Raw genomic sequence first — 13393 nt, 5'->3', positions numbered from 1 at the left:
TTTTATATTCGTTCTTCCCTAGATTTAGTTATGGACAGGATTGGCAATCGCTCTCTATAATAGGGAACGAATGAGCATCTTCAGCATTCGCTATTCTAGAAGGGGGAACCCGTTTCGTGCAGCAACGACAGAGCATACCCTCTCAACTATATCTCTTTGTAGGATGTTTTTTACTTATCCAATGCTTCGCATCCGTACTTCTGCCTCGCGGCAGCATTCTGCCTAATCTCCTGGTAATAGGCGCGCCAATGATTGTGATCGCGATGCTCGTGCCTGTCATTCGCCGGCATACGGGGAAGCAGCGAAGATTCTGGGTTTACATCGGGTGCGGACTTCTCTTCAATGCCATCGCGCATTTAATAAATGCCTTTGATAATTGGACAGTAGAGCTTAAAGTAATGGATATTCGAGCGGCGGATCTTTTCTATATCTTGGGCTATCTGTTTCTTGTTATTTCGTTATACTCAGTAGGGTTTTGTTTAAGCAAAAGGATCCGCTATCTAGCGGATGCCGTCACCATCATGACGACGCTTTTCCTGATCAGCTGGACGTATGTGATTCAGCCAATCTACGCGCAAGCCGAGATGAGCAGTTTACACGTCATAATCGTTAACTTGATGTACCCGCTGATGGACATTCTCATGTTATTCGCTATCATTATGTGGAAATATCAGGGGGACATCGAAGTAAGCCGGGCGGCACAGTTTTGGCTCATCATGGGTGCTTTGAGCTGTATCGCAGGCGATACGTATTTTCTAGTTGTTAGCGAGATAAACGGTTGCGCGGGCACCCCCTTAATCGAACCGCTCTGGAGTTTTGCCGCTTTCGCTTTACTTCTCGCCGGACGTTCCACCTTAGTAACCCGACGCGAGGACAAGCCCGTCGATATTGACCCCGACAATCGAGTGAGACACGTCCTGCCTTATATCGGATTAATGATACTGACCGTGATTCCACTCCTTCGTCCCAGCGACTTGGTCTATAAGCTTGGCTTGGTTCTGGTTGTCGGAGCGCTTGTGATTCGTCAGATCCTGCTCATGGCGGAGCGGGAGAAGCTGCTCATTCAGCTGAATGGCACACTCGAGCAGACGGAATATATGGCCCGTCATGACGGGTTAACTCAGCTGCTGAACCGACGCGCTTTCTTGGAGGAGCTTCGCGGAACGATAAGTCGCGCGCAAGAGCAGAGCCGAGCGGCCGCTTTGTTTTATTTTGACCTTGATGGATTCAAGCCGGTTAATGATCAATACGGACACCAGACAGGCGATCTTCTCCTATGTGATATTGCCGGGCGACTCACGCCCCTCATCGAAGCGGAGGGGACATGCGCTCGGTTAGGCGGGGACGAATTCGGCGTTATCCTATACCCGGCGGTCTCCGAGCAGCATATCCGCGAAGTCGCGGAATTCCTGCGTCAAGAGCTGGCGGCCCCCTATTGGCTGGATGGTAAGGAAATTCGCGTCACATCAAGCATTGGTATTGCCTTTCTCGAACAGGGCGAAGAAGCGACGGCTGCCGAACTGATCCGCTCAGCGGATAACGCCATGTATATATCGAAACGTAATGGCGGCAATCAAGCGACAATTGTGAAAATGAGGAAGATCGACGATATAGCAATGAATAACGAATAAGCGCAGCCCCGGAAGGGGATGCGTTTTTTATTAGGCGCCTCATATCTCCTTGACGCAAATTTAGGCGAGACCGAATGTTTCTTTGGTTTGATGCGGGAAATAGGGAACAAGAGAGAGTCCCATATTGGCTTCTACCATGGAACGGAGGGAGGATACCGCATTTGCTTCAAAAATAATAGTAGGACGAAACCCTTGTTCTTCACAGATATGCTCCGTGAATATGCGAAGCTGGTTTCTTGAATCATAGGAAATGAACTTTTCATTAGTTGAAGAAGATGGAGTAGAACACGATTAAGAGCCTGTTGATCCGCTTTCTACGAGAGAAGAGCCTCCACGGAGGCTCTTTCGTTTTTTTCGCAAGCAGGTAACTTCGTTACATGTAGAATAACTGTTATTTCACTCATATATTACAAAAAAGAAGGCGTTTGCACCGACACAAATGGAGCCCCTAATGCGAAGTTTATGATAAAACTGCACAAGACCTTTAGGAGGTGGCGTCATGTCTATCCTGACAATCATCAAGGTCAACTGGCACAGGTTAGCGCGTAATTACCATATGTTGTTGTTGGAAGATTGCTTAGACCAAAAATGTAAACATAAGCTCAGAACAAAAGTGGAGTACCACGTTTCTAAGTTAAGAACGGATAGATAGTTTTGGTTTGATATCAATGAGTGAGTGCTTCCCTGGGAGCCTTAATGACTTCCGCGTATTTTTCTGCCGCATGCGCCAACTCAGTATCCGTAGCTTGCATCACGTTGTACATAACAAAGGCAGGAAGAAACGTGCCGTTGCATTTCGTCAGCGTTCGCTCGATCGGTCGCAAGAGCTCGCTGATTGTATACATGTTCTCGCCGCCCGATCTGTAGCAGGCTTCCGTACCTCCGGTCGTAGTGGCGATCATGAATTCTTTGCCGAGCAGCTTCTTCCCCCCAGGCCCAAAGGCCCAGCCGAACGTCAGCACGTCGTCGAACCACTTCTTAAGCAGAGGTGGACAGCTGTACCAATAAAAGGGGAACTGGAGCACGATCCGATCGTATTGCAGCAGCATCCGCTGCTCTTTCTCAACTTCGATCTGCCAATCGGGGTATTCCAGATAGAGGTCCCGAACATGAATATCCATATCCGCATGTTTTTTTAGCTCCTGAATCAAGGCCTTATTGGCTCTGGACTGATGAAAATCGGGATGTGCGGCGATAACCATAACGTTCATATCGATCATCCTTTACTCGGTTTTAGCAGCATCGCGATCTGCAACCCCTATTATTAGGGAGAAAGAGCAACTTGCAAAGTACGCTCTTTTTCCGTACTAGGTTCTGCCGAACGTACTATGGATTCCGAGTGGAAAAATACAAACAGTACTAAAAACCGTACTAAGTACGGTAAATGATCGTACTGTTCGATTGCCGGATACTCTGGTAAAGTGGCATTAGAAGAGTCCGGCGGAGGTGGGGAACATGCACGATGGATTACGCGAACCGAATCATCGCACGCAAGGAATTATAGCGACGCTGCAAGCGATCGGGGGAAAGTGGAAGCCGCTGATCCTGTTTATATTGCTGCACGACGGGACGAGAAGGTTCGGGGAATTACGCCGTCTGCTTCCGCACATTACCCAAGGAATGCTTACGAGCCAGCTGCGCGAGATGGAACAGGACGGACTAATCGTACGCCTGGTCTATAATGAGATACCGCCGAAGATCGAATACTCGTTATCCGATCATGGAAAGACGCTTAGCTCGGTGTTGGCCGATATGTGCGGATGGGGCTTCAAGCATATCGAATTTATGAACCAATCGAAGGCGGAATCGAAAAACGATTCGCATGCAGAATAACTATTGACAAAGGTTATTTCTACGGCTATAATTACCAGTAATTTCAAATCAAAATGTGCTGATTAGAATTAGTAGAAGCGATGAGACCTTTCAGAGAGCCGTTGGTTGGTGCGAAACGGCAGCGTCGATAGCTTTGAACTCGTCTATGAACAGTTTTCCTGACATGTAGGGGAAACCGGGATTCCGCCGTTACAAGGATAGATGGTGATGGCCATCGAAGGAGTTCATTTCACCCCAGTGAAATGAAATTAGAGTGGTACCGCGGGTTCAACCTCGTCTCTATTGCAGAGACGGGGTTTTTTTGTTGGCGAAATTCCGGGTTTCGCCAACCCCGCTTCATATAGATGATTCCGTTCGATTTAGAGGAGGAGCTCAAATGACAATTCGAAACATTATGGTACTGGACACTACCTTGCGCGACGGAGAGCAAGTGCCCGGGGCGAAGTTGAATATGCAGCAGAAGGTTGAATTTGCGCAGCAGCTTAAGCGCTTGAAGGTCGATATTATCGAAGCCGGATTCCCGGCCTCGTCCCAAGGAGATTTTCAAGCGGTGCGGGAAATCGCCGGTACAGTGGGGGATAGCGTGTCGGTCACAGCGCTGGGGAGGGCGGTGAAAAGCGATATCGATGCCGTATACGAGAGTATCCGCATCGCGCAGCAGCCGTTGATCCATATCGTGCTCGGGACCTCGAATATCCATGTGGAGAAGAAGTTCAACCGCTCCAAGGAAGCCGTCCTGCAGATGGGGGTAGACGCGGTTCGTTATGCCAAAACCTTGCTGCCGCAGGTGCAGTATTCCACGGAAGACGCATCGAGATCCGATTTTGAATATTTGTGGAGCACGATCGAAGCGGTCGTGAAGGCCGGCGCGACGATCATTAACGTGCCCGATACCGTCGGATTCGCCGAGCCGGAGGAATTCGGCGAGTTGATCCGCAAGGTGAACGAACGGCTGAAGAATGTGAACCACGAGGTTCTACTTAGCGTGCATTGTCATAACGACTTGGGTTTGGCGACTGCCAATACGCTGAGCGCGATCAAGAACGGCGCAGACAAAATCGAATGCACGATCAACGGCTTGGGCGAACGGGCGGGCAATACCTCTCTCGAAGAGGTCGTCATGGCGCTCAAAGTGAGAGAAGCGCGTTACCAATGCAGGACGAATATCCAAACCACCGAGCTGATGCGAACATCGAGGCTGCTAACGTATCTGACGGGCTTGGATGTCCAGGTGAACAAGGCTATCACCGGGGAGAATGCTTTCGCCCACTCCTCGGGCATTCATCAGGATGGTTTGCTCAAGGATAAACGGGTGTATGAGATCATGTCGCCGGAAGAGGTGGGAGCGGATAGCATGGAGCTGGTGTTAACGGCTCGTTCCGGTCGCCATGCCTTTCAGCATGCGGTCCGGCAGCTGGGCTTCGATCCCGGCGAAGGCGAGGCGCTGGAGCAGCTGTTCCAACGATTCCTCCAATTGGCCGACGCCAAGAAGGAGGTCTACGATCACGACCTATTCTATTTGGTCACCGAGCATCGGGAGCAGGAGGCCAGCAGCCGGCAGCTCTTCGAGCTGATGTCGTTCCAAGTCGTAACGAACGATGAGCGTCCAACCGCAGCGATAACTTTGCGCAAAGGCGACACGATGCTGAAGGGAAGCGCAAATGGAGACGGTCCGATCGATGCTTTATATAGCGGGATTAAGACTTTGACGGGGCTCGACGTTAGTTTGAAGCACTATAAAATCAATAGCATCTCGCGGGGGACCGAGGCCGTGGGGCGGGTCAACGTCCAGCTCGAATACTGCGGTAAAATCTATTCGGGCCGCGCGATGGATACCGATATTATCAAAGCCAGCGCCCAGGCTTTCTTGAACGGCATGAATGCGGCCTTGCTAGATACGGCGAACGGTCAAGAGGATTCCCGCGAGCAATGACCGATTAAGCAGAAGATGGTTTTACGTTGGATGCCTCTTCAAAGAAGGTTGAAGAGCGAATGAGATCAATAAACGAAGTATTTGCTAAACTTGCCAATCGCAACAAGATGCAGGATTAATAATTCAAGAAAGTTCAATGGAGTAACCCTCAGGACAGCAATAAGGCGTCCTGAGGGTTTTTGCGTAAATTTAAGGCTCTTGTAAGGTTGGGATTAAGTCGGTGTAAGATGCGATCTTTAAAATTGGAATTACGTTCTTGAAATCAATGTTTAAGGAGAGACCCCATGAAAACCATACTACGAGCAAAAAACGTTAACAAAACCTTCGGCACTAAAGAAAATCGATATACGGCGCTGCAAAACATAGACCTAACTATTGGAGAAGGGGAATTCGTCGGCATCATGGGCCCGTCCGGAGCGGGAAAATCGACGCTGCTGAACATCTTCTCGACCATCGATACGCCAACCTCCGGCGAAATCACGATCGACGGTCAAAACATAGTTGCGATGAATGAGGAGAAGCTATCCGATTTCCGACGCCATAATCTCGGGTTTATTTTTCAGGATTACAATCTGCTTGATACGCTGACGGTCAAGGAGAATATCCTGCTTCCGCTTGCTCTCTCCAAAGTCCCGGCAGCCGAAATCGAGAAGCGGGTTGAGCAAATCGCCGATACGTTCGGCATACGCCACATTCTTCATCAATACCCTTATCATATTTCGGGAGGTCAAAAACAGCGGACTGCCGCATCGCGGGCAATCGTGTCGAATCCGAGCCTGATTTTGGCGGACGAGCCTACCGGCGCGCTCGATTCGAAATCGCCGACCGGTCTTCTGGAAAGCTTGAGTAAGCTGAATCAGCAAGATCAATCCACCATCCTGATGGTTACGCATGACGAGTATGCCGCGAGCTATTGCAAGCGGGTAGTTTTCATTAACGACGGCAGGCTGTTCAAGGAGCTTCATAAGCGCGATATGACAAGAAAAGCATTTTTCGGACAGATTCTCGAGGTATTGTCGACGCTCGGAGGTGGACATCATGACGCTAACCGTGGCAAAGGAATCAAGAATGAAGAACTGGCACGGATTTTCGACCGTTATTATCGTGGATCCCATACAGGCGAGCGGCATATAGGGTCAGGACTCGGCATGGCCATCGCACATGATATCGTGAAGGCTCATGGCGGTGAGATCCGCGTTGCGAGCGAGATGCATCGCGGTACAAGAATCGAAATATTGTTCTGAATATACAAGGTCAAGTAGTCGCGGAAATCGCGGCTATTTTGCTTTGTATAAAAGAGGAAAAATGTCAAAGGACAAGAACTTATATCCTTAGCCGAATGTTCCAAATATCCGATAATAAAGGTGTTGTCATTAAGCGGGCAGAGGGTACTTTCGAGGGAAAAATTGACATTTGGCAGAAGGATGTATACAATAAAAACGGAACAAATGTTCGAGTTTTTTACAAGGGAGGAACTAGGTGACAATGGATTTGATAATTGAAAAAAACAGGGATATTAAAGCAAATAAGCATGTTGTTTGGAACGTATTAACTGATCCTAATTACATCAGAGATTGGTTAGGTGTAAATATTGAAACGGACTGGAGAGAAGGCAGTACGATCACATTTTCATTTTCATGGGACGGAAAAAACTTTACCGATAAGGGACACGTATTGAAATTCAAGGAACTGGATACTTTTTCTTATGATTATTGGAGTGGGTTTTCGGAAACTCCAGACACTCCGGAAAATTACTCAAATATTACGTTTCAATTATTTGATAATCACGAAAATACGACACTTAGTTTAACGCACCGTAACTTTTCTACACCGACGATGTATGAGCACTCGGATAAAAACTGGGAAGAGACTTTAGACAGAATTAAGCAATTAGCAGAACAGTAATGAAGATGTTATTAACGGGAGAAGTAAGTTCAGAGCACCAGGAGCAGTTTGCCATCGCGCTAGCTGCTCTTTTTTCATTAAGCTAAAGGGAGTTTATGTTAGGAATCCTTATACTGGACAAGAGAAACTGACTTTGAAAGGAGTCTGCAATGGACGAAATTATTATCACGCCGCATGTCGGAATTGGTCCCTTTCTGCTGGGAATGAGCAAGCCAGAGGTCGATCAGGTTTTTCTTGACCTCGTTGATTGGAGGCTTAACGATGGCATAGCGGCTAGTTATATCAAGATGCTGTACCATTCAAGAACTTGAGTTTGGTTTCTGGCGCGAAGGCATCATAAATGATGACCTTATGAAGGACCCGGGCTTTCTAGATATGAGCGTGGAGAACCAGGAGCTCGAGAAACGGTATTTCTATTTGACGACCGTCTCGATTGGAGCGCCGGGATATTTAAAACATCATGGCTGCTATCCCGACAGGTAAGTGATGTGCACTCACATGACTAGAGTGAATAGGCCGAAAAGAATTTAGCGCCAAATTCGATGAGAATATTAGAATCGTTACGTTAACGGGAGACGATAGCACCACGACAAGACGGCAGCCGGCCACACTAAGAGGAAAAAGAAAAAATCACGATACAAAAAGGCCTTTCCACGGTATATATACATATGTACAAAATACGAGTTTTGTGAAAAAGTATATAGGTTCAATCCGGGAGCCTGGTGATTTCTGGTGTCGTGTCCGTTCAACCCATACTAGTTGCATTATTCAATCCAAGTTGATTGTATTAGAAAAATTCAATTGAATGTTTGCTCTGAACCAGGAAGATTCCATTCAGAAAAGTCACCTTTTTCATTTGCTTCACGAATTTGTATTTCATGGTTCATTTCATCACCTAATTTAAAGATTATATAGTTACCGTTATAGTCCCTTGATTTTTGCTATCATTTTCTTTAGCACCTAAACAGTAAATTTATTCGCATGAATCACGTTATTATCCTTCTTTTTGTTTATGCTGCCCAATAGTTCAATAAAAAGAAGCAGCTGCCGCAGCGGCAAACTGCTCCCTCAATCGTTGAACTATCGTCTCCCGCAATAAAGAATTCTTACCAACAACTGTTTTTTTATCCAAATCAACAAATACTATAAGTCTTCCAGTAGAGCTAGTTTCAGTATGATTAAATGTAACTGAATAGACCTCTTCTTTATTATAGTTCTTATCAATTACAGATTTTATTTCACCATTAACGGACACTTTCTTTACAGTAGAATCTTTAGGGCTTACTGGTATTCGCTCCTTTTCTTCATTCGTAAGGCTACCAAACGCTACCATCTCGATAGAAATATCATTTTTAGATTCAAATAAACCACAGCCAGTCATTGTTAATGTTATAAGAAACAGTATTGTAAAAAATCCTAGCTTGTTCAAGATATCCCCCCCATTTTGCTCATTTTAATTCATGACGTAAAAACTGTCTGGGAAGTTGTGCAAATCTGCCATTTAGCTTACATCAAACACCAGTGAAATAATCCCGTAACCTATACCAAAAATGATCCCTGAAGAAGCGAAAAATGAGTAAAATAACTGTGATTCTGGAGATAGTATACTGCTGCCTCCAAAGATCGTCGTAATAAAGATCGTAGGTAATATAAACGACAATGAACAAAATAAGGGATAAATAAACAAACGGAAATATTTACGTTTTACTTTAATCTTAACAACATAACAAATAAGAAGATATAATGGAACGAGTATGATTATATAAGCAATTGAAGACCAAAAAATAACCGCTTGCTTATCCCCTCCGAGTGTTTGTTTCCAGCCAAACCAGAGTGTCTTCTCATAAGCATAAAATCCAGCCCAATAAGAAAGATAAAATAAGCATATCAATGACAAATACATCAATAATCTTTTTAACATCAACATGCCTCCTTTAAATGGTTAAGACGCTTTTTACCAGGGAGAAGTTGTACACTGATCGATAACTAAGTTGTTTCATTTCGTGTATATGTCTTTTTTACTTGTTGGAACTATGTGTGGGAATCATTCACTTAAAGTTAGAGATGTATATTCCGAAATTAACCTTCATTTTCCACGTTATCCTGCCCGTAGCTTAACGGCTACGGTCAGTCTACAACTTTATTTTCACGGTCTAATACTTTATTTTTCAGTCTAAACTTTATTTTTCAGCAGATATTTATTGTTTTACCACATTCCGAACGCAAAATTGCGCCTAGCTCCAGAAAGAAAAATGGAGTTAGGCGCCTTCCAATTACCGAATGAACAGCTATACGTGCCTTCCGGCTCTTCATTCGGTTAGAGTCTGTAAACCAAGAACAGTGACGTTCTCATGAACCCGAAATGTCGACTGATGTGAGCTCTACAGAGAGATTCCACAATCGCAAAGCCTCCAGAGGGTCAACAGCGTAGTCCTTGACACCGTTCGGAACTCCTTCTCGAGCGAGTTCCGCGATGTCACAATCCTCACAATAGACCCCGCCAAGACCTATGAGTTGGAGAGAAGTTGCAGCCCATACTTGTGTAGCAGCGCCTTGCTGAGGTGTCTTGAAGCTTGGATCCGCAGGCGCTCCATGCTCGTCAATCCAGCCGAACGAAACCAATTCATCCTTCGAAAAATGGCGCTGGAGCGGAGTCAGAATGGACCCTGGATGAACCGCAAAGGCACGAACCCCTTGACTTGCGCCGCGCTTGTCGAGTTCAACGGCGAACAAAATGTTGGCGGTTTTGGATTGCCCGTACGCCTGCCACCTGTCATAACCTTGCTCAAAATGAACGTCATGCCATCGGATCGGGGTAATGTGATGGGCGCCCGATGACACGGATACGACACGCGCTCCTCCTTCGGCAACTAATGCTGGCCATATCGAGTTGATTAAGGCGAAGTGCCCGAGATGGTTGATCGCGAATTGCGCCTCCCAGCCGAGTCCTACTTTCGTTTCTGGGCAAGCCATGATCCCAGCGCTAAGAATAGCCATGTCCAGCCCCCGGCCCCTGCCGAGAATCCGACGACTGAAAGCTTGGATGCTTGCGAGATCCGAGAGGTCCAACTCCTCGATCTCTACGTTTTGTAGGCCACAGAGAGCGCGTTCTGCGGTGTCCACCCTGCGAGCCGGTACGATGACGCGCGCTCCTGCTTTGACAAGCGCCCGTGTCGTTTCCAAGCCCAACCCCGAATATCCCCCAGTCACAAGCGCCGTGCGCCCCGATAAATCGAGATTGAGCAGCGCCTCTTCAGCGGTGCTGCGATAGCCGAATCCTGAGCCGATTGAATGTTGCGCCGTTCTTGAATCCCTTTGTTGATTAATGTTTACCATTCCTTTCCTAACAAGACATATCTGGATCGTACAACTTAGAGCGTACTCTATGTCAAGAGTCAATCCAGATCAAGCATCAGAAGGCGCATCGTCTGGATCACATCCAGTCCAAAGGAGCTGCGCGGTGCCTTGCTTGAGATGTTCTTCGTAAACACCGACTTTCCAGTTTATGAGATCGAGGCAGTCTTTTAATTGATCCATCTGAGCGACAACCCGCCGTTGGTGCTCCCGAAGAATTTCCAAACGCAGATGTTCGTTTCCTTGCCCTCGGCGAACCAGCTCAGCGAATCGTTTGATCTGGGCAAGCGGCATTCCTGAAGCTCGAAGCTTGATACAAATGTCGAGCCATTCGACATCTGACTGACTGTAGCGCCTATGCCCTCTGTTGCCGCGCATAACCTGCGCCGACAGCAGAAGTCCTTCACGCTCATAGAATCGTAGGGCGTGGGGGCTCAGGCCGGTATTCTTGGCAACTTGGCTGATACTCAGTTCCTTGTTTGCTTCCATTCGCCGATCACTCATTTCCATATATGATTGAAATAACATTTTAGCTTCAGAGAGGTATACCATGATGTTCCGTTGTGGGCAAGTTGTGCTACTTCATCGGATGCTCCCTTATGAGAAAGATCTGGAGCGAATAGATACGATTCCCGGAGTCGGTCGACGTAACGCCGGTGACAAGCAATCCGGCAGCAGAGGCCGTTACGCTAGGCTCGGTGGCCACCATTTGAATAATGCGGCTTATGAAATGCTCGACCGTCCCAATCAAGAATACCGCCAAGGCGAGCAAATAGACAACCCATTTATTATTCATTCAGCTGCCCCCGCATCCTTGATCGGAATTACCAAGGACGAATACATACGGTTCTGACACCGTGCATTGTTGATTCATTCATGAAAAAGCCACTTCGGACCGAAGTGGCTTTCGTATTTTATTTGCTGTTTACATTTTGTCGAGGATCCGACGTTTCACTTCCATTCCCACTTGCTTTGCGAAACCCTTGGTAAGCGTCAATTACAGCGTAAATAACGAATGCAGAGACCGCCAGCCCGTAAATTCCTCTTTTGGAATTGTCCGTCATAGCGAATAGATCCGTCATATACGATACGAAGGCGGTAGTAAACAACTGGGAGTCACTAATCATGTAAATAAAGATAACAGAAGATATGAGCTGGAAGGCAGCATTCATCCAAGCTACTTTTCTGGTCCATTGCGCGGCGATCCACTTGTAGATGGACGAGGACACTTCAAGGCCGATCACGATGACCACCATTGGCCAATAGGAAAGCAGCACGTCTTGATTGAAAGTAGGCGTTACGAAAATGAGACCATCATGACCTTTCTCGTATATCCCTACTAGATGGGCGGCATTAAAATAAACGGATGCCCATATTGCCGTCCACACTAAACTGCCGAACACTTCCCCCCTGGTTATCTTTTTTTCTTTGGGGATATATGAAATATGGTACATATCGTCAGGCTCCAATTCTTTAGCAAATGCTTTGGGATGATGAACGCGTTCCAAGAAAGCAACCACGATCGTTACCCAAAAGAACACTTGAAGCGCTACCCCTAATACATTCCAGATCCCATGCCCGATCGTATCGAGAATGACATTCAGCGCCGCTTCGCTCCCGTCATTTGCAATCATGCGATTAACGACGACCGATACGATTGAAATCGTCGCGCATATAGGCAAGATCATTTTTAACAACTGAATGTACAGATCGTAGTAACGCGGCCCGATCAGATACATCGGTCGATCCAGGTACCCATTCGCAAGAATCGCCGGATCTCCAAGCTTCGAGAGCGCAAACTTGACCTCCTGCTCGGAATATTCGTCAGGCAGCATATCTTCAATCGTTGAACGCAGTCTAAGCGCAATATCTGCGCGGCTTTTCTCAGGGAGCCTTCGCGTAGCTTCTTGGATATACATGTCAATCAGATTCAAGTGGATCCACTCCTTTTGATAAAGCGTTCAATTCCCAGGTCGTTTCTTCCCATTCATTCTTTAACTGTTCATAGATCTCCATGCCGATTTCACTCAACTCATAGTAACGGCGTGGCCTACTCTCGGATGTATCCCAACTGCTCGTGACGAGTTCTTGCTTTTCCAGACGACGTTGGCTTAATACCGCTAACGTTAGCGTCCCTCTCCGTAACTCCGTCGTCAGTGAGCTTAGTAAATTACCCATTAATCAACTTCCCGAGGCCGCAATACGATCGTGGCCCTTTCGGCAAACCCCTACTAAGAAAGTTCCCAGTATATCATTCCATCACTTACGGAAACTTGCTTCATTCCTACCTTCTCTAACACGCGAAAGGACGGGCCGTTGTCGACCGAACATTCCGCAATCACCCTGTCAACGAGTCCCGTAGAAAAAGCCCAATGCAACAGCCCGCTGACGGCTTCCGTCGCAAAACCTTTGTTATGATGCGAAGGCTGCATTCCGTACCCGACTTCAACCGTTCGTTGATGTGGCTTACCTTTAAAACCAATGTCGCCAATGACCTGAAGGCTTTCCTTTTGCTGCACGAACCAAACGCCCCACCCAATTGTCGTCGGATCGTCTCTAACTTGATCCAAATAAGAAAGAATGTGAGGCCCCATTTCATACAGCCGAGATTGCACACGGTAATTCTCCTCATTGCATGGAATGATCAACAGCCGTTCCGTGCTAACTTCCATACCTTACTCCCCCTCAACATTTTCGCCAAACTCCAAAGCCGTGTAACCAACCATTCCGCCATCTG

The 13393-nt window shown here is 47.0% G+C and carries 13 protein-coding genes, 4 pseudogenes and 1 other annotated feature; of the genes and pseudogenes, 7 read left to right on the top strand and 10 right to left on the bottom strand.

From position 1 onward, the window contains the following. Positions 1 to 116 precede the first annotated feature (116 nt). The gene (locus tag NQZ67_RS17005) at positions 117 to 1631 is read left to right on the top strand and encodes a GGDEF domain-containing protein (RefSeq protein ID WP_257448209.1); all 1515 of its coding nucleotides are present in this window, start codon (positions 117 to 119) and stop codon (positions 1629 to 1631) included. 60 nt (positions 1632 to 1691) lie between these two features. Here the strand turns inward: NQZ67_RS17005 and NQZ67_RS30675 are convergent. Both NQZ67_RS30675 and NQZ67_RS17000 read right to left on the bottom strand, forming a co-directional pair. Further along, positions 1692 to 1889 (bottom strand): annotated as a pseudogene (locus tag NQZ67_RS30675) (LysR family transcriptional regulator substrate-binding protein); the annotation flags it as partial. Positions 1890 to 2296: 407 nt separating this feature from the next. After that, positions 2297 to 2842: an NAD(P)H-dependent oxidoreductase gene (locus NQZ67_RS17000; RefSeq protein ID WP_257448206.1), complete on the bottom strand. Its 546-nt coding sequence runs from the start codon at positions 2840 to 2842 to the stop codon at positions 2297 to 2299. Positions 2843 to 3086: 244 nt separating this feature from the next. On the opposite strand from NQZ67_RS17000, the gene NQZ67_RS16995 reads away from it, so the two are divergent. The 6 genes and pseudogenes from NQZ67_RS16995 (at position 3087) to NQZ67_RS16970 (ending at position 7613) form a co-directional block, all read left to right on the top strand. Continuing rightward, positions 3087 to 3464, top strand: a complete 378-nt coding sequence (locus tag NQZ67_RS16995) for a winged helix-turn-helix transcriptional regulator (RefSeq protein ID WP_257448204.1) — start codon at positions 3087 to 3089, stop codon at positions 3462 to 3464. Between the two features lie 49 nt (positions 3465 to 3513). Next, positions 3514 to 3748, top strand: a binding site (T-box leader). A 92-nt stretch (positions 3749 to 3840) separates the two neighbouring features. Further along, the gene (locus NQZ67_RS16990; protein WP_257448202.1) at positions 3841 to 5397 is read left to right on the top strand and encodes a 2-isopropylmalate synthase; all 1557 of its coding nucleotides are present in this window, start codon (positions 3841 to 3843) and stop codon (positions 5395 to 5397) included. 284 nt (positions 5398 to 5681) lie between these two features. Next, positions 5682 to 6440 (top strand): annotated as a pseudogene (locus tag NQZ67_RS16985) (ABC transporter ATP-binding protein); the annotation flags it as partial. Between the two features lie 15 nt (positions 6441 to 6455). Further along, a pseudogene (locus NQZ67_RS16980) lies at positions 6456 to 6641 on the top strand (ATP-binding protein); the annotation flags it as partial. A 241-nt stretch (positions 6642 to 6882) separates the two neighbouring features. After that, positions 6883 to 7302 carry an SRPBCC family protein gene (locus tag NQZ67_RS16975; protein WP_257448422.1) on the top strand — a complete coding sequence of 140 codons (420 nt, stop codon included), beginning with the start codon at positions 6883 to 6885 and terminating at the stop codon, positions 7300 to 7302. A 149-nt stretch (positions 7303 to 7451) separates the two neighbouring features. After that, positions 7452 to 7613 carry a hypothetical protein gene (locus tag NQZ67_RS16970; RefSeq protein WP_257448200.1) on the top strand — a complete coding sequence of 54 codons (162 nt, stop codon included), beginning with the start codon at positions 7452 to 7454 and terminating at the stop codon, positions 7611 to 7613. A gap of 716 nt (positions 7614 to 8329) precedes the next feature. Here NQZ67_RS16970 and NQZ67_RS16965 read toward each other — a convergent pair. The 8 genes and pseudogenes from NQZ67_RS16965 to NQZ67_RS16930 all read right to left on the bottom strand — a co-directional run bounded on the left by NQZ67_RS16965 (position 8330) and on the right by NQZ67_RS16930 (position 13328). Further along, entirely contained in the window at positions 8330 to 8731 is a 402-nt protein-coding gene (locus NQZ67_RS16965) for a hypothetical protein (protein ID WP_257448198.1), read from the bottom strand. A 72-nt stretch (positions 8732 to 8803) separates the two neighbouring features. Further along, on the bottom strand, positions 8804 to 9223 hold the full coding sequence (locus NQZ67_RS16960) for a hypothetical protein (RefSeq protein ID WP_257448196.1): 420 nt from the start codon (positions 9221 to 9223) through the stop codon (positions 8804 to 8806). A gap of 428 nt (positions 9224 to 9651) precedes the next feature. Further along, a complete protein-coding gene (locus tag NQZ67_RS16955; RefSeq protein ID WP_257448194.1) occupies positions 9652 to 10638 on the bottom strand; it encodes an SDR family NAD(P)-dependent oxidoreductase in 987 nt (328 codons plus the stop codon). Positions 10639 to 10707: 69 nt separating this feature from the next. Then, complete coding sequence (locus NQZ67_RS16950; protein ID WP_257448192.1) at positions 10708 to 11145, bottom strand: MerR family transcriptional regulator; 438 nt, start codon at positions 11143 to 11145, stop codon at positions 10708 to 10710. Positions 11146 to 11305: 160 nt separating this feature from the next. Then, positions 11306 to 11452: pseudogene (locus NQZ67_RS16945) on the bottom strand (MFS transporter); the annotation flags it as partial. Between the two features lie 118 nt (positions 11453 to 11570). After that, complete coding sequence (locus NQZ67_RS16940; RefSeq protein WP_257448186.1) at positions 11571 to 12590, bottom strand: hypothetical protein; 1020 nt, start codon at positions 12588 to 12590, stop codon at positions 11571 to 11573. Further along, complete coding sequence (locus tag NQZ67_RS16935) at positions 12577 to 12834, bottom strand: PadR family transcriptional regulator (protein WP_257448184.1); 258 nt, start codon at positions 12832 to 12834, stop codon at positions 12577 to 12579. Before NQZ67_RS16935 ends, NQZ67_RS16940 begins: the two co-directional genes overlap by 14 nt. Positions 12835 to 12887: 53 nt before the next feature. Beyond that, positions 12888 to 13328, bottom strand: a complete 441-nt coding sequence (locus NQZ67_RS16930) for a GNAT family N-acetyltransferase (protein WP_257448182.1) — start codon at positions 13326 to 13328, stop codon at positions 12888 to 12890. Positions 13329 to 13393 lie beyond the last annotated feature (65 nt).

It is taken from the genome of Paenibacillus soyae (assembly GCF_024623455.1).
Lineage (GTDB): Bacteria > Bacillota > Bacilli > Paenibacillales > Paenibacillaceae > Pristimantibacillus > Pristimantibacillus soyae.
Note: the sequence above shows the minus strand (reverse complement) of the source record. Positions and strands in the feature narration are given on the sequence as shown.